Here is a 22,902-nt window from a genome sequence, read left to right on the forward strand (position 1 = left end):
CATGGATATTAAACGCACGATCCTGATCGTCGCCCTGGCAATCGTGTCCTACGTCATGGTCCTCAAGTGGAACGAGGACTACGGCCAGGCTGCCCTGCCGACTCAGAATACTGCTGCCAGCACTGTTGCCCCGGCCTTGCCGGATGGTGTGCCGGCCGGTACCGCCAGCGCCGATGTGCCGAGCGCCAATGCCGAATCCAGCCCTGCCGAACTGGCTCCGGCCGCGGTCAGCAAGGATCTGATCCGGATCAAGACCGATGTCCTGGAACTGGCTATCGATCCGGTCGGTGGTGACATCGTCCAGCTGAACCTGCCGAAGTACCCGCGCCGTCAGGACCATCCGGACATTCCGTTCCAGCTGTTCGACAATGGTGGCGAGCGCATCTACCTGGCACAGAGCGGCCTGACCGGCGCCAACGGTCCGGATGCCCGTTCGTCGGGTCGCCCGCTGTATGCTGCCGAGCAGAAGAGCTATCAGCTGGCTGATGGCCAGGACCAACTGGTCGTCGACCTCAAGTTCAGCGACAACGGCGTCAACTACATCAAGCGCTTCAGCTTCAAGCGCGGTGAGTACGACCTGACCGTCAGCTACCTGATCGACAACCAGAGCGGCCAGGCCTGGAACGGCAACATGTTTGCCCAGCTCAAGCGTGACGCCAGTTCCGATCCATCGTCGAGCACCGCCACCGGCACCGCGACCTACCTGGGCGCCGCCATGTGGACAGCTTCCGAGCCTTACAAAAAGGTCTCGATGAAGGACATCGACAAAGGTAGTTTGAAAGAAAATGTGTCGGGCGGCTGGGTTGCCTGGCTGCAGCACTACTTCGTGACCGCTTGGATTCCGGCCAAGTCGGATAACAATGTTGTCCAGACCCGCAAGGACAGCCAGGGTAACTACATCATCGGCTACACCGGCCCGGCCCTCAGCGTTCCGGCTGGCGGCAAGGTTGAAACCAGCGCCATGCTGTATGCCGGTCCAAAGATCCAGTCCAAGCTGAAAGAGTTGTCCCCAGGCCTGGAACTGACCGTCGACTACGGCTTCCTGTGGTTCATCGCCCAGCCGATCTTCTGGCTGCTGCAACATATCCACAGCCTGCTGGGCAACTGGGGCTGGTCGATCATCGTGCTGACCATGCTCATCAAGGGCCTGTTCTTCCCGCTGTCGGCTGCCAGCTACCGCTCGATGGCGCGCATGCGTGCCGTGGCGCCGAAGCTCGCCGCACTGAAGGAACGCTTCGGTGACGATCGCCAGAAGATGTCCCAGGCGATGATGGAGCTTTACAAGAAAGAGAAGATCAACCCGCTGGGCGGCTGCTTGCCGATCCTGGTGCAGATGCCGGTGTTCCTGTCCCTGTACTGGGTACTGCTGGAAAGCGTCGAAATGCGCCAGGCTCCGTGGATGCTGTGGATCACCGACCTGTCGATCAAGGATCCGTTCTTCATCCTGCCGATCATCATGGGCGCCACCATGTTCATCCAGCAGCGTCTGAACCCGACGCCTCCGGATCCGATGCAGGCCAAGGTGATGAAAATGATGCCGATCATCTTCACCTTCTTCTTCCTGTGGTTCCCGGCTGGTCTGGTGCTGTACTGGGTTGTGAACAACTGCCTGTCGATCACTCAGCAGTGGTACATCACCCGCCGTATCGAAGCAGCCACCAAAAAAGCTGCTGCTTGACGGGCTACTGCGCTAGCCTGTGAATAAAAACGCCCCCTCGGGGGCGTTTTTGCTATCTGTCGTTTTTGTCGTAGAGGCTTTCGAGCATGAACACTGTGCGTGAAACCATCGCCGCCATCGCCACTGCCCAGGGCCGCGGAGGCGTCGGCATCGTGAGGTTGTCCGGGCCATTGGCGAGCAAGGCGGGGCAGCTGATTACCGGCCGAACGCTGACGCCCCGCCATGCCCACTACGGGCCATTCCGCGACGAGGATGGCCTGGTGCTGGATGAAGGCATCGCGTTGTACTTCCCAGGTCCCAACTCGTTCACGGGTGAGGATGTACTCGAGCTGCAGGGGCATGGCGGCCCTGTGGTCCTGGATATGCTGCTGCAGCGGTGTGTACAAGTGGGCTGCCGCCTGGCGCGTCCGGGCGAGTTCAGCGAGCGTGCGTTCCTCAACGACAAGCTCGACCTGGCCCAGGCCGAAGCCATTGCTGACCTGATTGAAGCGAGCTCCAGCCAGGCTGCGCGCAATGCCTTGCGCTCGCTGCAGGGGGAGTTCTCCAAGCGTGTGCACGGCCTGACGGAGGCGTTGATTGCCCTGCGCATCTACGTCGAGGCCGCGATCGACTTTCCTGAAGAGGAAATCGACTTCCTTGCCGATGGCCATGTGTTGTCGATGCTCGATGCGGTGCGCAGCGAGTTATCCACCGTGCAGCGCGAGGCCGGGCAGGGCGCCTTGCTGCGTGACGGCATGACGGTGGTCATAGCCGGCCGGCCAAATGCAGGCAAATCGAGCCTGCTGAACCAGCTGGCGGGGCGTGAGGCGGCAATCGTTACCGACATCGCAGGCACCACCCGGGACATCCTGCGCGAACATATCCACATCGACGGCATGCCACTGCATGTGGTCGATACTGCCGGCCTGCGGGATACCGACGACCATGTGGAAAAGATCGGCGTGGAGCGCGCGCTGAAGGCCATTGGCGAGGCTGATCGAGTGCTGCTGGTGGTCGACTCCACCGCCCCCGAGGCTAGTGATCCGTTCGCCTTGTGGCCTGAGTTTCTCGACCAGCGGCCAGACCCGGGCAAGGTAACGCTGATTCGCAACAAAGCCGATCTCAGCGGTGAGCGGGTAGCCCTGGAACAATGCGACGATGGCCACGTGACCATCACCCTGAGCGCCAAAGGGGACGATCAGGGGCTACAACTGCTGCGCGATCACCTCAAGGCCTGCATGGGTTATGAACAGACCGCCGAGAGCGGTTTCAGCGCCCGCCGGCGCCACCTCGATGCCTTGCGCCAGGCCAGTTCTCACCTGGAACATGGTCGCGCACAGTTGACTCTGGCTGGAGCGGGTGAACTGCTGGCCGAGGACTTGCGTCAGGCGCAGCAGGCGCTCGGTGAGATCACCGGTGCGTTCAGTTCCGATGACCTGCTGGGGCGGATCTTCTCCAGTTTCTGCATCGGCAAGTAATCCACAGCTGGCTAAAACCAAGGCCGCTCCTCCGGGAGCGGCTTTTTTTGCCTGCAATTTATCCACTCGTCGGATCTTTCAAATACCACACCGAGCCCTGTAGGAGCGGCTTTAGCCGCTAAGAGGCCCGATCACGCATACGCAAATCCATCCACAGACCCAAAACCCTGTTCAGGAGACCTGTGGAAAACCCGCCTTCAGCTCCGTTGATAAGCAGGCTTTTTTTCTGAGGACAAATCCACCTGTGGGTAAACAGGCATTTAATCCACAGGCTAAATGGCGTTATCCATAACCCTCATGGTGGGTAAGCCACAGGGTTCAATTTCTCTGTACACCATGTAAATATTAGCCTACAGAACGTTATCCACAGAAAGGGCTGTGCATAAGAATAAAGATAAAAACAAAGCTTTTTTAAATTTCTTCTCTTTGATTTCTGTTGTCTGCCACTCATCCACAGACTGGTCAAAATTTGCTCAGACGGTTTCTTTAGAGGGGGTGAAGTCCCTATACTTGTCCGCTTACCTTCTCTATTCGCAAAAACAGGCACGAGGTGCGTGGTGGATTTCCCTTCCCGTTTTGAAGTGATCGTCATCGGCGGCGGCCATGCCGGTACCGAGGCTGCGCTTGCGTCAGCACGCATGGGTGTGAAAACCCTGCTGTTGACCCACAACGTGGAAACCCTCGGTCACATGAGTTGCAACCCCGCCATCGGCGGTATTGGTAAAAGCCATCTGGTCAAAGAGATCGATGCACTCGGCGGCGCCATGGCGCTGGCCACCGACAAGAGCGGCATCCAGTTCCGCATCCTGAACAACCGCAAGGGCCCGGCCGTACGCGCCACCCGTGCGCAAGCCGACCGCGCCATCTACAAGGCGGTGGTACGCGAGATCCTGGAAAACCAGCCGAACCTGTGGATATTCCAGCAGTCCTGTGACGACTTGATCGTCGAACAGGACCAGGTCAAAGGCGTGGTGACCCAGATGGGTCTGCGCTTCTTCGCCGAATCCGTGGTGCTGACCACCGGTACTTTCCTCGGTGGCCTTATCCACATCGGTCTGCAGAACCATTCCGGTGGTCGCGCCGGTGATCCGCCTTCGATCGCCCTGGCTCACCGCATGCGTGAACTGCCGCTTCGCGTCGGCCGCCTGAAAACCGGTACTCCTCCGCGTATCGATGGGCGTTCGGTCGACTTTTCGGTCATGACCGAGCAGCCAGGCGACACGCCGATCCCGGTGATGTCGTTCATGGGCAATGCCGAGATGCACCCGCGCCAGGTGAGCTGCTGGATTACTCACACCAACGCCCGGACCCACGAGATCATTGCCTCGAACCTTGACCGTTCGCCCATGTACTCGGGGGTGATCGAAGGTGTCGGCCCGCGCTATTGCCCGTCGATCGAAGACAAGATCCACCGCTTCGCCGACAAGGAAAGCCACCAGGTGTTCATCGAGCCGGAAGGCCTGACCACCCACGAGCTGTACCCCAACGGTATTTCCACTTCGCTGCCGTTCGATGTGCAGCTGGAGCTTGTGCGCTCGATCCGCGGTATGGAAAACGCCCATATCGTTCGCCCGGGCTACGCCATCGAGTACGACTACTTCGACCCGCGTGACCTGAAGTACAGCCTCGAGACCAAGGTCATCGGTGGGCTGTTCTTCGCCGGCCAGATCAACGGCACCACCGGCTACGAAGAAGCCGGCGCCCAGGGCCTGCTGGCCGGTACCAACGCCGCGCTGCGTGCGCAAGGCCGCGAAAGCTGGTGCCCGCGCCGCGACGAGGCGTACATCGGCGTACTGGTCGACGACCTGATTACTTTGGGTACCCAGGAGCCGTATCGCATGTTCACTTCGCGCGCCGAGTACCGGCTGATCCTGCGTGAAGACAACGCTGACCTGCGCCTGACCGAGAAAGGTCGCGAGCTCGGCCTGATCGACGATGATCGCTGGGCGGCGTTCTGTGCCAAGCGCGACGGCATCGAGCGGGAAGAGCAGCGCCTGAAGTCGACCTGGGTGCGCCCGAACACCGAGCAAGGCCACGCCATTGTGGATAAGTTCGGCACCCCGCTGGCCCACGAGTACAGCCTGCTCAACCTGCTGGCCCGTCCAGAGATCGACTATGCCGGGCTGATCGAAGCGACCGGCGGTGCAGAAATCGATCCACAGGTTGCCGAACAGGTCGAGATCAAGACCAAGTACGCCGGTTACATCGACCGCCAGCAGGACGAAATCGCCCGCCTGCGCGCCAGTGAAGACACCCGCCTGCCTGTGGATATCGACTACACCACGATTTCCGGGCTTTCGAAGGAAATCCAGGGCAAGCTCGGCCAGACCCGTCCAGAGACCCTGGGCCAGGCTTCGCGCATCCCCGGCGTTACCCCGGCGGCGATTTCCCTGTTGCTGATTCATCTGAAAAAACGCGGCGCTGGCCGCGAATTGGAGCAAAGCGCTTGAGTTCCCTGGTCACCCCGCAACACGCCGAAGAGTTGTCCACAGGTGCGCGCCAGCTTGGTGTCGAGCTGAGCGCCGAGCAGCACGAAAAGCTGCTGGGCTACCTGGCCCTGTTGATCAAATGGAACAAAGCCTACAACCTCACTGCCGTGCGCGACCCGGACGAGATGGTGTCCCGCCATCTGCTCGACAGCCTCAGCGTCATGTCGTTTATCCACAGCGAGCGTGACAACTGGCTGGATGTTGGCAGCGGCGGTGGCATGCCCGGCATTCCTTTGGCTATCCTGCATCCGCACAAGCAGGTGACGGTGCTGGACGCCAATGGCAAGAAGACGCGCTTCCTGACCCAGGTGAAGATGGAACTGAAACTGGACAACCTCACGGTTATCCACAGCCGGGTCGAAGCTTTCCAGCCGTCGCTACCGTTCAGCGGAATCATCTCCCGCGCCTTCAGCAGCATGGAGAACTTCACCAACTGGACCCGCCATCTGGGCGACACCGGGACGCAATGGCTTGCAATGAAGGGGCTGCATCCTGCCGATGAACTGGTAGCATTGCCCGCAGACTTCACAGTGGAAAGCGAGCAGGCCCTGACCGTTCCAGGTTGCCAGGGCCAGCGCCATCTGCTGATACTGCGCCGCAAGGCTTGATTGGGAACACACGCAACAATGGCTAAGGTATTCGCAATCGCGAACCAGAAAGGTGGTGTCGGCAAGACCACCACCTGTATCAACCTCGCAGCATCGCTGGCCGCGACCAAGCGTCGTGTGCTGCTGATCGACCTCGATCCGCAGGGCAACGCGACCATGGGCAGCGGTGTGGACAAACACGAACTCGAGCATTCGGTCTATGACCTGCTGATCGGGGAATGCGACCTTGCCCAGGCCATGCACTATTCCGAGCATGGCGCCTACCAGCTGCTGCCGGCCAACCGCGACCTGACCGCCGCGGAAGTGGTGCTGCTGGAAATGCAGGTCAAGGAGAGCCGCCTGCGCAACGCGCTGGCGCCGATTCGCGAAAACTACGATTTCATCCTCATCGACTGCCCGCCGTCGCTGTCCATGCTGACGCTCAACGCGCTGGTCGCCTCCGATGGCGTGATCATCCCGATGCAGTGCGAGTACTACGCACTGGAAGGTCTCAGCGACCTTGTGGATAACATCAAGCGCATCGCTGCCCGGTTGAACCCGCAGCTGAAAATCGAAGGCCTGCTGCGGACCATGTACGACCCGCGCCTGAGCCTGAACAACGATGTGTCGGCGCAGCTCAAGGAACACTTCGGCGAGCAACTATACGACACGGTCATTCCGCGCAACATCCGCCTGGCCGAGGCCCCGAGCTTCGGCATGCCGGCGCTGGCCTACGACAAGCAATCGCGTGGCGCGCTGGCCTATCTGGCTCTGGCCGGGGAACTGGTACGCCGTCAACGCCGTCAATCTCGCACTGCACAAACAACTTAAGGAATCCGCATGGCCGTTAAGAAACGGGGTCTCGGACGTGGGTTGGATGCACTGCTCAGTGGTCCTTCCGTCAGCGCGCTCGAAGAGCAGGCTGTGACGATCGACCAGAAAGAACTGCAACACCTGCCCGTCGAACTGATCCAGCGCGGCAAGTACCAGCCGCGCCGCGACATGGACCCCGAGGCACTGGAAGAACTCGCGCACTCGATTCGCAGCCACGGTGTGATGCAGCCGATCGTGGTGCGCCCGATCGACGGTAGCCGCTACGAGATCATTGCCGGTGAGCGTCGCTGGCGCGCCACCCAGCAAGCTGGTCTCGACACCATCCCGGCGATGGTGCGCGAAGTGCCGGACGAAGCTGCCATCGCCATGGCGCTGATCGAGAACATTCAGCGCGAGGACCTCAACCCGCTGGAAGAAGCCCTTGCCCTGCAGCGCCTGCAGCAGGAGTTCGAGCTGACCCAGCAACAGGTGGCCGATGCGGTGGGCAAGTCGCGGGTAACCGTGGCCAACCTGCTGCGCCTGATCTCGCTGCCTGAGGCGATCAAGACCATGCTCGCCCACGGCGATCTGGAAATGGGCCACGCCCGCGCCTTGCTCGGCCTCGAGGAAGATCGTCAGGAAGAGGGGGCGCGTCATGTTGTCGCACGTGGCCTCACCGTGCGCCAAACCGAGGCACTGGTCCGTCAGTGGCTTAATGGCAAGCCTGATCCGGTCGAACCGAGCAAACCTGATCCGGACATCGCGCGCCTTGAACAGCGGCTCGCAGAGCGCCTGGGCTCTGCCGTGCAGATACGCCACGGCAACAAGGGCAAAGGCCAATTGGTTATTCGCTACAACTCGCTTGACGAGTTGCAAGGCGTGCTTGCTCACATCCGCTGAAACAATTCCTGTTGTAGCGCGCAGTCGGAAATCACTACCGAAGAGTTGAATAGGGGTTAATCCACCCCTATACTCTGCGCGCATTTTGTCGGCACAAATTATGCCAAGTCATAGCTGACTTGTTGGTCGACTTCCGAGGAGCAGTTGTGATGGAAATCCGCACGCCAAACCGCCTGCCTTTCCATCGCTGGGCGGTTTTTCCGGTACTGCTGGCTCAATTCGTCGTACTACTGCTGGCAACTTTGGTGTTGTGGCAGTGGAAAGGGGCGGTCAGTGGATATTCAGGCCTTTGCGGAGGTTTGATTGCCTGGCTGCCCAATGTGTATTTCGCCTGGAAGGCTTTTCGCTTCAGCGGAGCTCGGGCGGCACAAGCTATCGTCAAGTCGTTTTACGCGGGCGAAGCAGGCAAGATGATTTTGACGGCAGTGCTTTTTGCACTGACCTTCGCAGGAGTGAAGCCACTGGCGCCGTTAGCAGTATTCGGCGTCTTCGTGTTGACCCTTTTGGTCAGCTGGTTCGCGCCCCTGCTGATGAATAAAAGACTTTCGAGACCTTAGGGCGTTTGAGGCAACCATGGCAGCAGAAACCGCTTCGGGCTATATCCAGCACCACTTGCAGAACCTGACCTACGGTCAACTACCAGACGGCAGCTGGGGCTTCGCCCATTCGGCTGCAGAAGCCAAGGCAATGGGCTTCTGGGCGTTCCACCTGGACACCCTGGGTTGGTCCGTCGCGCTGGGTCTGATCTTCCTGTTCATCTTCCGCATGGCGGCCAAGAAGGCGACTTCCGGCCAACCTGGCGGCCTGCAGAACTTCGTTGAAGTGATGGTGGACTTCGTCCACGGCAGCGTGAAGGACTCCTTCCACGGCCGTAGCCCGGTCATCGCTCCGCTGGCGCTGACCATCTTCGTCTGGGTGTTCCTGATGAACGCCATCGACCTGGTACCGGTCGACTGGATTCCTCAGCTGGCCATGCTGATCTCCGGTGATCCGCACATTCCGTTCCGCGCCGTGTCGACCACCGACCCGAACGCGACCCTGGCCATGGCCTTCAGCGTGTTCGCCCTGATCATCTTCTACAGCATCAAGGTCAAGGGCCTGGGCGGCTTCATCGGTGAGCTCACCCTGCACCCGTTCGGCAGCAAGAACATCTTCGTTCAGATCCTGCTGATCCCGGTGAACTTCCTGCTGGAATTCGTCACCCTGATCGCCAAGCCGATCTCGCTGGCACTGCGTCTTTTCGGCAACATGTACGCCGGCGAGCTGGTGTTCATCCTGATCGCCGTGATGTTCGGCGCCGGCATCCTCTGGCTGAGCGGCCTGGGTATCGTGCTGCAGTGGGCGTGGGCTGTGTTCCACATCCTGATCATCACCCTGCAAGCTTTCATCTTCATGATGCTGACCATCGTCTACCTGTCGATGGCTCATGAAGATAACCATTAAGACCGCCTGGCGTGTCTTGTAGCCTTCCCCGCTCGTTTGGGGGGAGGGCTTTAAAAGTCCGCAAGGGCAGCTGTACCAAACGATTTGTTTTACCGCTTCAACTTAAAAACCTAACCAATACGACGTAAAAGTCGGGAGGAAAGATGGAAACTGTAGTTGGTCTGACCGCTATCGCTGTTGCTCTGCTGATCGGCCTGGGTGCTCTGGGTACCGCCATTGGTTTCGGCCTGCTGGGCGGCAAATTCCTGGAAGGCGCTGCTCGTCAACCAGAAATGGTTCCGATGCTGCAGGTGAAAATGTTCATCGTTGCCGGTCTGCTCGACGCCGTAACCATGATCGGTGTTGGTATCGCTCTGTTCTTCACCTTCGCGAATCCGTTCGTTGGTCAGATCGCCGGCTAATCACTCGTAACCACGAGTTGATGGCTGTGATGAATTAAGACCGAGCGAGGTGTTGGCGTGAACATTAATGCAACCCTGATTGGCCAATCCGTTGCCTTCCTGATTTTTGTACTCTTCTGCATGAAGTACGTATGGCCTCCGGTCATCACTGCTCTGCAAGAGCGTCAAAAGAAGATTGCCGACGGCTTGGACGCTGCCAACCGCGCAGCTCGCGACCTGGAGCTGGCCCAAGAGAAAGTGGGTCAGCAACTGCGTGAAGCTAAAGCACAGGCAGCCGAAATCATTGAGCAAAGCAAGAAACGCGCTGCTCAGCTTGTCGAGGAAGCCCGTGACCAGGCCCGCGTCGAAGCTGACCGTGTGAAGGCTCAGGCTCTGGCCGAGATCGAACAGGAACTGAACAGCGCTAAAGACGCCCTGCGTGCCCAAGTGGGTGCCCTGGCTGTTGGCGGTGCTGAAAAGATCCTTGGCGCCACAATCGATCAAAACGCGCATGCGGAGCTGGTTAACAAACTGGCCGCTGAAATTTAAGCGAGGGCGATCATGGCAGAACTGACCACGTTGGCCCGACCTTACGCTAAGGCTGCCTTTGAGCATGCCCAGGCCCATCAGCAACTGGCCAATTGGTCAGCCATGCTCGGCCTGGCTGCTGCGGTGTCGCAAGACGACACCATGCAGCGCCTGCTCAAGGCCCCGCGACTGACGAGCGCAGAAAAGGCCGCCACGTTCATTGACGTGTGCGGTGACAAGTTCAATGCACAGGCACAGAATTTCATTCATGTTGCCGCGGAAAACGACCGTCTCCTGCTTCTGCCGGAGATTGCCGCCCTGTTCGACCTGTACAAGGCCGAGCAAGAGAAATCCGTGGACGTGGAAGTCACCAGTGCCTTCGCGTTGAACCAAGAACAGCAAGACAAACTCGCCAAGGTTCTCAGTGCACGGCTAGGCCAGGAAGTTCGCCTGCACGCGTCGGAGGATGCCAGCCTGATTGGCGGCGTCGTCATCCGCGCTGGTGACCTGGTAATCGATGGCTCTGTTCGCGGCAAGATCGCGAAACTGGCCGAAGCATTGAAATCTTGAGTTTGAAGGGGCAGCAGAGCAATGCAGCAACTCAATCCTTCCGAAATTAGTGAAATCATCAAGGGCCGCATCGACAACCTCGATGTGAGCTCCCAAGCCCGTAACGAAGGTACCGTTGTTTCGGTATCCGACGGTATCGTGCGGATCCACGGTCTGGCCGACGTCATGTACGGCGAAATGATCGAGTTCCCTGGCAGCGTATTCGGCATGGCCCTGAACCTGGAGCAAGACTCCGTAGGTGCAGTGATCCTGGGTGCCTATGACACCCTCGCCGAAGGCATGAGCGCCAAGTGCACCGGCCGCATCCTGGAAGTTCCGGTTGGTAAGGAACTGCTGGGTCGCGTCGTTGACGCACTGGGCAACCCGATCGACGGCAAAGGTCCTCTGGGCAACACCCAGACCGACGCGGTCGAGAAAGTAGCTCCAGGCGTGATCTGGCGTAAGTCGGTAGACCAGCCTGTACAGACTGGCTACAAGTCCGTCGACGCCATGATCCCTGTCGGCCGTGGCCAGCGCGAGCTGATCATCGGTGACCGTCAGATCGGCAAGACCGCCATGGCCATCGACGCCATCATCAACCAGAAAGACTCCGGTATTTTCTGCGTTTATGTTGCTGTCGGCCAGAAGCGTTCCACCGTTGCCAACATCGTTCGCAAGCTGGAAGAAGCCGGCGCCCTGGCCAACACCATCGTGGTCGTTGCCAGTGCTTCGGAATCCGCCGCACTGCAGTTCCTGGCACCATACGCCGGCTGCACCATGGGCGAGTTCTTCCGTGACCGCGGCGAAGACGCCCTGATCGTATACGATGACCTGTCCAAGCAGGCCGTTGCCTACCGTCAGATCTCCCTGCTGCTGCGCCGTCCACCAGGACGTGAAGCGTACCCAGGTGACGTGTTCTATCTCCACTCCCGTTTGCTGGAGCGTGCATCGCGCGTTTCGGAAGAGTACGTCGAGAAGTTCACCAACGGCGCAGTCACTGGCAAGACCGGTTCCCTGACCGCCCTGCCGATCATCGAAACCCAGGCTGGCGACGTTTCCGCGTTCGTTCCGACCAACGTGATTTCCATCACCGACGGTCAGATCTTCCTGGAATCGGCCATGTTCAACTCGGGCATCCGCCCTGCAGTGAACGCCGGTGTTTCGGTATCCCGCGTAGGTGGTGCCGCTCAGACCAAGATCATCAAGAAGCTGTCCGGTGGTATTCGTACCGCTCTGGCTCAGTACCGTGAACTGGCTGCATTCGCCCAGTTCGCTTCCGATCTGGACGAAGCGACCCGCAAGCAGCTGGAGCATGGTCAGCGCGTAACCGAGCTGATGAAGCAGAAGCAGTACGCGCCAATGTCCATCGCGGACATGGCCCTGTCGCTGTACGCCGCTGAGCGTGGTTTCCTGACTGACGTGGAAGTCTCCAAGATCGGCAGCTTCGAGCAAGCACTGATCGCCTTCTTCAACCGTGATCACGCCGAACTGATGGCGAAGATCAACGTGAAGGGTGACTTCAACGACGAAATCGACGCTGGCCTGAAAGCCGGTATCGAGAAGTTCAAGGCCACCCAGACCTGGTAAGCCGCAGCGGGGGCCCAGGCCCCCGCTTGCTAACCTGATAGGTGATACATGGCAGGCGCAAAAGAGATTCGCAGTAAGATTGCGAGCATCAAAAGCACGCAAAAAATTACCAGCGCCATGGAGAAAGTGGCGGTCAGCAAGATGCGCAAGGCACAAATGCGCATGGCTGCTAGCCGTCCTTACGCGGAGCGTATCCGCCAGGTGATCGGTCATCTGGCCAACGCCAACCCGGAGTACCGCCACCCGTTCATGATCGAGCGCCCTGTAAAGCGCGCCGGTTATATCGTGGTGAGCAGTGACCGTGGTCTGTGCGGTGGCTTGAACACCAACCTGTTCAAGGCCCTGGTCAAGGACATGAACGAAAACCGCGAACAGGGCGTTGAAATCGACCTGTGCGTGATCGGCAGCAAGGGTGCGACTTTCTTCCGCATCTTTGGCGGCAATGTCGTAGCCGCGATCAGCCACCTGGGCGAAGAGCCATCGATCAACGATCTGATCGGCTCCGTCAAAGTGATGCTGGACGCCTACCTGGACGGCCGTATCGATCGCCTCTCGGTGGTTTCGAACAAGTTCATCAACACCATGACCCAAAAACCGACGGTCGAGCAATTGGTACCGTTGGTGGCAACCCCGGATCAGGATCTCAAGCATCACTGGGATTACCTGTACGAACCCGACGCAAAAGAGCTGCTGGACGGCTTGATGGTGCGTTACGTGGAGTCGCAGGTATACCAGGCGGTGGTCGAGAACAACGCTGCTGAACAAGCGGCCCGGATGATCGCCATGAAGAACGCCACAGACAACGCCGGTGATTTGATCAAAGAGCTGCAGTTGATCTACAACAAGGCGCGTCAGGCTGCGATCACCCAGGAGATCTCGGAAATCGTCGGCGGCGCTGCCGCGGTTTAACGGTTCAAAAATTCAGAGGATCCAGCTATGAGTAGCGGACGTATCGTTCAAATCATCGGCGCCGTCATCGACGTGGAATTCCCACGTGACGTCGTACCGAGTGTTTACAACGCGCTGAAAGTACAAGGCGCGGAAACCACCCTCGAAGTTCAGCAGCAGCTGGGCGACGGCGTGGTTCGTACCATTGCGATGGGCTCGACCGAAGGCCTGAAGCGCGGTCTGGATGTCGTTGACACCGGTGCTGCCATTTCCGTTCCAGTTGGTAAGGCCACTCTGGGCCGTATCATGGACGTACTGGGCAACCCGATCGACGAAGCCGGCCCGATCGGCGAAGAAGAGCGTCGCGGTATCCACCAGCCAGCGCCTTCGTTCGCTGACCAGGCAGGCGGCAACGACCTGCTGGAAACCGGCATCAAGGTTATCGACCTGGTTTGCCCGTTCGCCAAGGGTGGTAAAGTTGGTCTGTTCGGTGGTGCCGGTGTCGGCAAGACCGTAAACATGATGGAACTGATCCGTAACATCGCCATGGAACACAGCGGTTACTCCGTGTTCGCTGGTGTGGGTGAGCGTACTCGTGAGGGTAACGACTTCTACCACGAGATGAAGGACTCCAACGTTCTCGACAAGGTAGCGCTGGTCTACGGTCAGATGAACGAGCCACCAGGAAACCGTCTGCGCGTAGCGCTGACCGGCCTGACCATGGCTGAGAAGTTCCGTGACGAAGGTAACGACGTTCTGCTGTTCGTCGACAACATCTATCGTTACACCCTGGCCGGTACCGAAGTATCCGCACTGCTGGGCCGTATGCCTTCGGCAGTAGGTTACCAGCCGACCCTGGCTGAAGAGATGGGCGTTCTGCAAGAGCGTATCACTTCGACCAAAGAAGGTTCGATCACCTCCGTTCAGGCCGTATACGTACCTGCGGACGACCTGACCGACCCGTCGCCAGCGACCACCTTCGCCCACCTGGACGCCACCGTCGTTCTGTCCCGTGACATCGCCTCCCTGGGTATCTACCCAGCGGTCGACCCACTGGACTCGACTTCGCGCCAGCTGGACCCGAACGTGATCGGCAACGAACACTACGACACCGCTCGTGGCGTTCAGTATGTTCTGCAGCGCTACAAAGAGCTGAAGGACATCATCGCGATCCTGGGTATGGACGAACTGTCCGAAAGCGACAAGCAACTGGTAGCCCGCGCTCGTAAGATCCAGCGCTTCCTGTCGCAGCCGTTCTTCGTGGCCGAAGTCTTCACCGGTTCGCCAGGCAAGTACGTTTCCCTGAAAGACACCATCGCTGGCTTCAGCGGCATCCTCAAAGGTGACTACGACCACCTGCCAGAACAAGCGTTCTACATGGTCGGCAGCATCGACGAAGCGATCGAGAAAGCCAAGAAACTGTAATCCCGGCGCCCCGCAAGGGGCGCTAATCAGGTTGAGGCAAGCAGATGGCTATGACAGTCCATTGCGATATCGTCAGCGCGGAAGGAGAAATCTTCTCCGGCCTGGTCGAGATGGTAGTAGCGCACGGCAACCTGGGCGATCTTGGTATCGCTCCAGGCCACGCCCCGCTGATCACCAATCTCAAGCCGGGTCCGATCACGCTGACCAAGCAAGGTGGCGATCGTGAGGTGTTCTACATCTCCGGTGGTTTCCTCGAAGTGCAGCCGAACATGGTCAAGGTTCTTGCCGACACCGTGCAGCGCGCTGCCGACCTGGACGAAGCTCAGGCTCAGGAAGCCCTCAAGGCTGCTGAGAACGCCCTGAATGCGAAAAGTGCGGACTTCGACTATGGTGCTGCTGCCGCACGCCTGGCCGAGGCTGCAGCTCAGCTGCGTACCGTCCAGCAAATGCGCAAGGGCAAGTAATCCGGTTCAGGCCGCATACTTCCGTTGCGATTGAGTTAAAGGGTAGCCTCGGCTACCCTTTTTCTTTTTCTGAATTCCCCTCTTCGGTCATCCCTGACCGCCCAGGATCGGTACCCAGCCAATGTCCCTCGATATCGTCATTCTCGCCGCAGGCCAAGGTACTCGCATGCGCTCGGCGCTGCCCAAGGTGCTGCACCCGGTAGCCGGCAATTCCATGCTCGGCCACGTTATCCACAGCGCTCGCCAGCTTCAGCCCCAAGGCATCCACGTGGTCATCGGCCACGGTGCGGAGCTGGTACGTGAGCGCCTGGCAGCCGACGACCTGAATTTCGTCATGCAGGACAAGCAGCTGGGTACCGGCCATGCCGTTGCGCAGGCATTGCCGGCGATCACCGCCGAGACGGTGCTGGTACTGTATGGCGATGTACCGTTGATCGAAGTGGAAACCCTGCAGCGCCTGCTGGCCAAGGTCAGCGACAAGCAGTTGGGCCTGCTCACCGTCAACCTGCAAGACCCGACCGGTTATGGCCGTATCGTGCGTGATGCCGAGGGGCAGGTGATCGCTATCGTCGAGCACAAGGACGCCAGCGAAGCACAGAAGGCGATCAAGGAAGGCAACACTGGCATCCTGGCCATGCCGGCCGCGCGCCTGGCTGACTGGATGGGTCGCCTGTCGAACAACAATGCCCAGGGCGAGTACTACCTCACTGACGTCATCGCCATGGCGGTGGCCGACGGGCTGGTGGTTGCCACTGAACAGCCGCACGACCCGATGGAAGTGCAGGGCGCCAATGACCGTCGCCAGTTGTCGGAACTCGAGCGCCATTACCAGCTGCGCGAAGGCCGCCGGCTGATGGCCCAGGGTGTCACCTTGCGCGACCCTGCACGCTTCGATGTACGTGGCGAAGTGACCGTTGGGCGCGACGTGCTGATCGACATCAACGTGATCCTCGAAGGCAAGGTGGTCATCGAGGACGACGTGCAGATCGGCCCGAACTGCGTGATCAAGGACAGCACACTGCGCAAGGGCGCGATCATCAAGGCCAACACTCACCTCGACGGTGCGGTGATGGGCGAGGGCAGCGATGCCGGCCCGTTCGCCCGCCTGCGCCCGGGCAGCGTGCTTGAAGCCAAGGCCCATGTGGGTAACTTCGTCGAACTGAAAAATGCCCACCTCGGTGAAGGCGCCAAGGCCGGTCACCTGACCTACCTGGGCGATGCCGAGATTGGTGCACGCACCAACATCGGTGCCGGTACCATCACCTGTAACTACGATGGCGCCAACAAATTCAAGACCGTGATGGGGGAGGATGTCTTCATCGGCTCCAACAACTCCCTGGTGGCGCCTGTGGAAATCAAGGCCGGTGCAACTACGGCAGCCGGTTCGACCATCACCCAGGCAGTCGAAGCCGGTGACCTTGCCGTGGCGCGTGCGCGCCAGCGCAACATCTCCGGCTGGAAGCGGCCAGAGAAGATCAAGAAAAGCTGAGTTATACACAGCCGTTTCTCTCGAAAGCCGACTTATGTGAATAAGTCGGCTTTTTTATTGGCCCAGGCGGCAGGTGGTCAGGAAAATTTATCCACACCTTGACGAACCGGCCATCTTAGGTTTTGATTGCAACCATTATCTTTCGAATCGAAACTTAGACGCCCATGTCGAAACGTAACACCCCCCAGCGGCGCCACAACATCCTGGCCCTGCTTAGCGAGCAAGGCGAAGTGAGCGTGGATGCCTTGGCCAAGCGTTTCGAAACGTCGGAAGTGACCATTCGCAAGGACCTTGCCGCGCTGGAGGCCAACGGCCTGCTGCTGCGCCGCTACGGCGGTGCGGTGCCAGTACCGCAGGAGATGCTCAGTGAACCTGCGCAACCGATCTCTGCCTACAAGAAGGCTATCGCTCGTGCAGCGGTTGGCCGTATCCGCGAGCATGCGCGGATCATCATCGACAGCGGCAGCACTACCGCCGCCATGATCCCGGAACTGGGCCGTCAGCCCGGTCTGGTGGTGATGACCAATTCGTTGAATGTGGCCCGCGCCATCAGCGAGGTCGAGCACGAACCGGTGCTGCTGATGACCGGCGGCACCTGGGACCCGCATTCGGAGTCGTTCCAGGGCCAGGTCGCCGAGCAGGTACTACGCTCTTACGATTTCGACCAGCTGTTCATCGGTGCCGACGGCATCGACCTGCAGCGCGGCACTACCACCTTCAATGAGCTGCTTGGCCTGAGCCGAGTGATGGCCGAGGTGGCCCGTGAAGTGATCGTCATGGTCGAGTCCGACAAGGTCGGGCGCAAGATCCCCAATCTCGAACTGCCCTGGGGCAGTGTGCACACCCTTATTACAGACGAACGCCTGCCCGCAGCGGCACGCGAACAGATTCAAGCCCGCGGCATCAACCTGATCTGCGCCGCGATCAGCCAGGAGCAATAACCATGTGTGGAATCGTTGGTGCCGTAGCCGAGCGCAACATCACTGCCATTCTCATCGAAGGCCTCAAGCGTCTTGAGTATCGCGGGTACGACAGTGCCGGCCTGGCGGTCTACACCCAGCAGGGCGAACTGCAACGCCGCCGCCGCATCGGCAAGGTCGCCGAGCTGGAGGCGGCTGTTGCTGCCGAGCCGCTGAACGGCCAGCTGGGCATCGCCCATACGCGTTGGGCCACTCACGGTGCACCGACCGAAGGCAATGCCCACCCGCATTTCTCCGGTAGCGAAGTAGCCGTTGTGCACAACGGCATCATCGAGAACCACGAAGAGCTGCGTGAAGAACTCAAAGTCTTGGGTTATGTCTTCACCTCGCAGACCGATACTGAAGTTATCGTGCATCTGATCCACCACACCCTGAAGACCATTCCAGACCTGGCCGATGCGCTGAAATCCGCCGTCAAGCGTCTGCACGGAGCCTATGGCCTGGCACTGATCAGCGTGAAACAGCCTGACCGCCTGGTCGCCGCGCGCAGCGGTAGCCCGCTGGTGATCGGCCTGGGCCATGGCGAGAACTTCCTGGCTTCCGACCAACTGGCTCTGCGCCAGGTGACCGACCGCTTCATGTACCTGGAGGAAGGCGATATCGCCGAGATCCGCCGCGACCAAGTGAAGATCTGGGACCAGGCTGGCAATCCGGTACAGCGTGAAACCGTGAGATACCACGAGGGGGCTGAAGCCGCCGACAAAGGTGCCTATCGCCACTTCATGCTCAAAGAGATCCACGAGCAGCCGACCGTGGTCCAACGCACCCTGGAAGGCCGCTTGGGCAAGGACCATGTGATGGTTCAGGCTTTCGGCCCGCAGGCTGCCGAGCTGTTCGCCAAAGTGCGCAACGTGCAGATCGTCGCCTGTGGTACCAGCTACCACGCCGGCATGGTCGCCCGTTACTGGCTGGAAAGCCTGGCTGGCATTCCTTGCCAGGTCGAAGTGGCCAGCGAGTTCCGTTATCGCAAGGTGGTGGTGCAGCCAGACACCCTGTTCGTCTCGATCTCCCAGTCCGGCGAAACCGCCGACACCCTGGCCGCCCTGCGCAATGCCAAGGAATTGGGCTTCCTCGGTAGCCTGGCCATCTGCAACGTCGGCATCAGCTCGCTGGTGCGTGAGTCCGACCTGACCCTGCTGACCCTGGCCGGCCCGGAAATCGGCGTGGCGTCGACCAAGGCCTTCACCACTCAGCTGGTTTCGCTGATGCTGCTGACCCTGGCCCTTGGCCAGGTGCGTGGCACCCTAGAAGCGGGCGTCGAAGCCGGGCTGGTGGAAGAGCTGCGTCGCCTGCCAGCGCGCCTGGGCGAGGCGCTGGCCATGGACAGCACCGTGGAGAAAACCGCCGAGCTGTTCGCCGACAAGCATCACACCCTGTTCCTCGGCCGTGGTGCTCAGTACCCGGTGGCCATGGAAGGTGCGCTGAAGCTCAAGGAAATCTCGTACATCCACGCCGAAGCCTACCCGGCCGGTGAGCTCAAGCACGGCCCGCTGGCGCTGGTGGATAACGACATGCCAGTGGTGACCGTGGCGCCGAACAACGAACTGCTGGAGAAGCTCAAGTCCAACCTGCAGGAAGTGCGCGCCCGTGGTGGAGAGCTGGTGGTGTTTGCCGACGAGAACGCCGGCATGAGCAACGGCGAAGGCACCCACGTGATCAAGGTGCCGCACATCGTCGACGAGCTGGCGCCGATCCTTTACACCATCCCACTGCAGCTGCTGTCGTACTACGTGGCAGTGCTCAAGGGTACTGACGTTGACCAGCCGCGTAACCTGGCTAAGTCGGTGACTGTGGAGTAAGCGTTTTCCATCCGGAAAACCAATAGATTTAGGGAATTAAACCTGTCGCAAGGGAAATAAAGCTGTCGCGGGTAACCCTGTTCGTGACCAATCCGGGTTGGCGGGGTGCAGTGATGCACGCCGTTGTCCCGACTTGGAATTACGCCTCAGAATCTAATTGACAGGTGTGTCACGCTGTATAGGCTTGTAGTCGAGGACTGCAACTGCGCATCCGTTGGGACTGGGTACCAGCAAGGCCCCCCCGCAATTTCGGCAGCAGAGAATGCTGGTTTCTCTGAAGTAGTGACGACGGGCATAGCCGGTCGGATTCTGAACCCAAGGTCGCAAGGCTGGGAGTTAAAGGATCGCTGCGACTACTCCTCGAACCTTCCGAAAAGGCACCTTTGGGTGCCTTTTTTACACCTTATTTCTGGCAATGTTTGCTCAACCGCAACCTTTGAACGATGACGCGGGATCAGTCGCTGAGGGGCCAACCCATCCATGCTGTTGCGTATCCAACCTGATGAATCTTTGCGCTCATATGTTGACCGCAATTTGCTCGTGAATTTTATGGACTGGAGGGTAGACAGGTTACGATGGCTTTCTGAAGGGGAGATTACTCACCAAGCAGTTAAGGTGATCGCCTCAACGATGGGTTGGCAAGGATGCTATGGCTTCAACCGCTTGCTGCACGAACACACTCAATTGCCCCTGCAGTTTGTTATCAGGGATACCCGAGATGCCAGTTATTCTCGAACGGCGTATCTCAAACCCCGAATGGCGATTACTAATTCCGACTTGCACGCCTACTGCCCGGAATGCGTCAGGCAGGACGTGCAGGATTTGGGCTTTTCCTACTGGCGACGAAATTTCCCTGATCATGTGAGCGTGTGTGCCACACACAATGTGGTGCTGCTGTCCACTTGCCCATATTGCGATCAACCTTTCTCATCAAAAGGCCACAATCTCGATGTGATGTGGAGAAAGTGTTCTGGGCGACACCTCGGTAACGCAGAGAGCGTAATGAACTTGGATGAAGATGCTCTCAAACATGCTCGCTTCGTAGAAGCGCTATGCGCTTATGAATTCTCCATTTCAATCCATTCTGCAGTGGCCATTCTCTCCGATAAGTTGCGCAGCCTCAAGAAACTGACGAAGCGGATGAAATCTGAGCGGACAGCCATGATTGAGTATCTCGATCGGATTTCAAATAATTTGGAAGAAAAAAGATTTGAGAGTCCTGTTGTAAAGACGGAATTTTTCCCCGAAGAAATTTTGAAAATCGTGGTTTATGCCTATGAGACTTTCGATGAATTTGTTGTTGATTTGTACGAGTATGATAAAGATTTGATTCCTATTGAGTCTCTATGGCGAAATTATGGTAATGGTAGGTATGCGACCACTTGTCGGGAATAGCTGACTGAGCGTTGCTGCACTTGCATGTTAAGTCTTGGTCGATTGGGTAACAATTTCTAGTAGGTTTCGTGCTTCTGGGTAGCGATTCCTTTTTTCTAGGCACCGATGCAGTGTGGGCACCAACGCGAAAATATGACTAGCTCGAACAGGGAAATTCGTGGCCGAGTATTTCAGTCTTTGAATGCTCAATTCAATTGATTCGCATAGTTGCCTGTCGCGAGCACTCCAATCGATTTTTTGATTGTTGCCTACGCGACCACTTGGCATCCGCTTAGTTTGAGCCATCAACCAGTCATTATCGTTCCGGTATAGCCATTGATAGACCTTGGGGAGCATTGATCTCAGGCTTTTCGGACTGGCGTCTGGATTCATGCCGATGGCGCTAACCCACTCCGCACGGTGATTGTGTAGCAGTAGCTCCCTGCGCTGAGTTGTCCAAGCAGCCATCAGTAGAGGATCAGCACTTAGGATCCTGTTTATTGTAGAAACCGAAACGTCATATCGTTCCGCTATGGAATGTTTCTCCACTCCTTTGCCCAAGCAACCCAAGATTTGTTCCCGAAGCTCGGGTTTCAGCTTTTTAGGCTTCAGTTTTTTGAAGACTCTATCCCTGATTTCCTGACCTTTAAATCGGTGTGCTGCTTTATCGCCTACTGCTCGTCTTCCGTGGTCTGGAGACTGTACTGGGGTTTCCTGATCCCCTGGAGACTGAAATCTTTTTAACGCACATAAAAACGGCGCAAACTCGCCGAATATACAGGTGATCAAAATCAGATGTTTGAGCGGATGGGAGTAAACGCGCGGTGTACGGGTCAGACTCTGTATAAAAGTTTCAGCTCTCTTTGGAGTGGTCGGAAGCGAGGCCAGTGGAAGATACGGTTGCAGTTGTGAAGCGAACGAAGCTAGGTCTGCTTGGGCATCAAAGCATGCTTCTGTATTGACTGAGAGGCGACGAATAGCTTCGTTATAAGCAGCCGTGACATTTTCTGGACGAAATTGCTCAGAAATGCCTAGCTTGGCTAACTCAATCACTGAGTGTCCTAAACGCTTGAGGGTTTGTACCACTGTCGGGCATACGGGCTGCTCTGCAACGCTCGCTATTAGGTGCTCGGCAGGTAATACCCAGTGCGCAGAGTCCGACCACTGCCGGTTGGCCGAGCAAATCCTGATGAGAGTTCCGTGCTTAGGGCATAACGTGACGCCTGGATACTGATGGGACAGGTGCCAGTAGGCGACCCCATGATTGATACGGTCTTCCCTTAAACATTCGAGGCATGCTTTCAATGGGTGCTCTGCGCCAAAGCGACCGGTCACCAGACCCAGGCGATATTTTAAGGTGCCCAAAGAATTGTTTGAAACTGTATGAAAGACGTCGTCAATTCTTTCCTTGGATTGAAAAGGAAAAAACAACGGCAATATCGTATGTTCTGTAATGATGTTGAATGGGCTTCCCCATACTTCTTTGGCTTTTTGGGGCAAAGAGTTTAGTCTGCTAGGAAAGTCATGCTGCACACTACTTGATCCCTCACCAAATAGCCATGCAGTGGTGCTAGCCTTAGTAACGTGGCACATAAAACGATGCTGACGACAACAAATACTGAAAAAGGTCTCATCCGGTAGCCATCGAACGACAGGGACAGATGCATTTGCAGAATCAGCCATTTCCCTCACCAAACGCTTGTCGTTTTCAACATTTTATTTGATTGGGGCTAAACCCTTAAATTATCAGTTGAGATAAGGGGGTGAAGATATATATCCGATGGGTGTGAGGCGCACGGTTGATCTAGATAATGACCCAAGCTGGACAATTTTGAATCCAGTCGCGACCCAGAGAGGGATGACTTTTCAGTTGTCACCCTGTTAACCACGGCGGTAACATACCCTGCTAAGCGAAGCGCTTTAAAATGTGCACACAGATACGTGTACACCCAGCGAATCCATTGCAGATAGCTGCTAACTATGTCCTAGATTCTTAACACGTATGAATAATAAGGAAGTATTGAATGAAATCTGACTAGTTAATTAGCGCTAGAATTCAGATAGACAAAGGC

20 protein-coding genes are annotated in these 22,902 nt (G+C 58.0%); 19 read left to right on the forward strand and 1 reads right to left on the reverse strand.

Annotation, left to right across the window (positions count from 1 at the left end; translation table 11 throughout):
• Nucleotide 1 precedes the first annotated feature (1 nt).
• The 19 genes from yidC (at nucleotide 2) to C2H86_RS11935 (ending at nucleotide 20,851) form a co-directional block, all read left to right on the forward strand.
• Entirely contained in the window at nucleotides 2–1,678 is a 1,677-nt protein-coding gene (gene yidC / locus C2H86_RS11845; RefSeq protein WP_103448390.1) for a membrane protein insertase YidC, read from the forward strand.
• Nucleotides 1,679–1,764: 86 nt separating this feature from the next.
• On the forward strand, nucleotides 1,765–3,135 hold the full coding sequence (mnmE, locus tag C2H86_RS11850) for a tRNA uridine-5-carboxymethylaminomethyl(34) synthesis GTPase MnmE (RefSeq protein ID WP_159412689.1): 1,371 nt from the start codon (nucleotides 1,765–1,767) through the stop codon (nucleotides 3,133–3,135).
• Nucleotides 3,136–3,692: 557 nt separating this feature from the next.
• Nucleotides 3,693–5,585 (forward strand): tRNA uridine-5-carboxymethylaminomethyl(34) synthesis enzyme MnmG, encoded by a 1,893-nt coding sequence (gene mnmG / locus C2H86_RS11855; protein ID WP_159412690.1) that lies wholly within the window; start codon nucleotides 3,693–3,695, stop codon nucleotides 5,583–5,585.
• Entirely contained in the window at nucleotides 5,582–6,232 is a 651-nt protein-coding gene (rsmG, locus tag C2H86_RS11860; protein WP_110638902.1) for a 16S rRNA (guanine(527)-N(7))-methyltransferase RsmG, read from the forward strand. The genes mnmG and rsmG overlap by 4 nt, the downstream gene beginning before the upstream one ends.
• Nucleotides 6,233–6,250: 18 nt before the next feature.
• The gene (locus tag C2H86_RS11865; protein ID WP_060507762.1) at nucleotides 6,251–7,042 is read left to right on the forward strand and encodes a ParA family protein; all 792 of its coding nucleotides are present in this window, start codon (nucleotides 6,251–6,253) and stop codon (nucleotides 7,040–7,042) included.
• A gap of 9 nt (nucleotides 7,043–7,051) precedes the next feature.
• Entirely contained in the window at nucleotides 7,052–7,924 is an 873-nt protein-coding gene (locus C2H86_RS11870) for a ParB/RepB/Spo0J family partition protein (protein WP_159412691.1), read from the forward strand.
• A gap of 149 nt (nucleotides 7,925–8,073) precedes the next feature.
• Entirely contained in the window at nucleotides 8,074–8,481 is a 408-nt protein-coding gene (locus tag C2H86_RS11875; RefSeq protein ID WP_008092225.1) for a F0F1 ATP synthase subunit I, read from the forward strand.
• A 16-nt stretch (nucleotides 8,482–8,497) separates the two neighbouring features.
• Nucleotides 8,498–9,367 (forward strand): F0F1 ATP synthase subunit A, encoded by an 870-nt coding sequence (gene atpB / locus C2H86_RS11880; RefSeq protein ID WP_103448395.1) that lies wholly within the window; start codon nucleotides 8,498–8,500, stop codon nucleotides 9,365–9,367.
• Nucleotides 9,368–9,510: 143 nt separating this feature from the next.
• A complete protein-coding gene (gene atpE / locus C2H86_RS11885) occupies nucleotides 9,511–9,768 on the forward strand; it encodes a F0F1 ATP synthase subunit C (RefSeq protein WP_003097235.1) in 258 nt (85 codons plus the stop codon).
• Between the two features lie 57 nt (nucleotides 9,769–9,825).
• Nucleotides 9,826–10,296 carry a F0F1 ATP synthase subunit B gene (locus C2H86_RS11890; RefSeq protein WP_027917106.1) on the forward strand — a complete coding sequence of 157 codons (471 nt, stop codon included), beginning with the start codon at nucleotides 9,826–9,828 and terminating at the stop codon, nucleotides 10,294–10,296.
• 12 nt (nucleotides 10,297–10,308) lie between these two features.
• Nucleotides 10,309–10,845: a F0F1 ATP synthase subunit delta gene (locus C2H86_RS11895; RefSeq protein ID WP_003253191.1), complete on the forward strand. Its 537-nt coding sequence runs from the start codon at nucleotides 10,309–10,311 to the stop codon at nucleotides 10,843–10,845.
• A gap of 21 nt (nucleotides 10,846–10,866) precedes the next feature.
• The gene (atpA, locus tag C2H86_RS11900) at nucleotides 10,867–12,411 is read left to right on the forward strand and encodes a F0F1 ATP synthase subunit alpha (protein WP_016712768.1); all 1,545 of its coding nucleotides are present in this window, start codon (nucleotides 10,867–10,869) and stop codon (nucleotides 12,409–12,411) included.
• A gap of 48 nt (nucleotides 12,412–12,459) precedes the next feature.
• A complete protein-coding gene (gene atpG, locus C2H86_RS11905; RefSeq protein ID WP_013974905.1) occupies nucleotides 12,460–13,320 on the forward strand; it encodes a F0F1 ATP synthase subunit gamma in 861 nt (286 codons plus the stop codon).
• A gap of 27 nt (nucleotides 13,321–13,347) precedes the next feature.
• Entirely contained in the window at nucleotides 13,348–14,724 is a 1,377-nt protein-coding gene (gene atpD / locus C2H86_RS11910; RefSeq protein WP_008092236.1) for a F0F1 ATP synthase subunit beta, read from the forward strand.
• Nucleotides 14,725–14,768: 44 nt separating this feature from the next.
• Nucleotides 14,769–15,188, forward strand: coding sequence for a F0F1 ATP synthase subunit epsilon (locus C2H86_RS11915; RefSeq protein ID WP_103448396.1), 420 nt, complete (start codon nucleotides 14,769–14,771; stop codon nucleotides 15,186–15,188).
• A 121-nt stretch (nucleotides 15,189–15,309) separates the two neighbouring features.
• The gene (glmU, locus tag C2H86_RS11920) at nucleotides 15,310–16,677 is read left to right on the forward strand and encodes a bifunctional UDP-N-acetylglucosamine diphosphorylase/glucosamine-1-phosphate N-acetyltransferase GlmU (RefSeq protein ID WP_159412692.1); all 1,368 of its coding nucleotides are present in this window, start codon (nucleotides 15,310–15,312) and stop codon (nucleotides 16,675–16,677) included.
• A gap of 164 nt (nucleotides 16,678–16,841) precedes the next feature.
• A complete protein-coding gene (locus C2H86_RS11925) occupies nucleotides 16,842–17,618 on the forward strand; it encodes a DeoR/GlpR family DNA-binding transcription regulator (protein ID WP_110638897.1) in 777 nt (258 codons plus the stop codon).
• A 2-nt stretch (nucleotides 17,619–17,620) separates the two neighbouring features.
• Nucleotides 17,621–19,456 (forward strand): glutamine--fructose-6-phosphate transaminase (isomerizing), encoded by a 1,836-nt coding sequence (glmS, locus tag C2H86_RS11930; protein WP_159412693.1) that lies wholly within the window; start codon nucleotides 17,621–17,623, stop codon nucleotides 19,454–19,456.
• A 480-nt stretch (nucleotides 19,457–19,936) separates the two neighbouring features.
• Nucleotides 19,937–20,851: a TniQ family protein gene (locus tag C2H86_RS11935; protein WP_110765414.1), complete on the forward strand. Its 915-nt coding sequence runs from the start codon at nucleotides 19,937–19,939 to the stop codon at nucleotides 20,849–20,851.
• Between the two features lie 27 nt (nucleotides 20,852–20,878).
• Here the strand turns inward: C2H86_RS11935 and C2H86_RS11940 are convergent, their stop codons facing one another.
• The gene (locus tag C2H86_RS11940; RefSeq protein ID WP_082422064.1) at nucleotides 20,879–22,513 is read right to left on the reverse strand and encodes a TnsD family Tn7-like transposition protein; all 1,635 of its coding nucleotides are present in this window, start codon (nucleotides 22,511–22,513) and stop codon (nucleotides 20,879–20,881) included.
• Between the last annotated feature and the right edge of the window lie 389 nt (nucleotides 22,514–22,902).

The sequence above is a fragment of the Pseudomonas putida genome (assembly GCF_009883635.2).
Lineage (GTDB): Bacteria > Pseudomonadota > Gammaproteobacteria > Pseudomonadales > Pseudomonadaceae > Aquipseudomonas > Aquipseudomonas putida_W.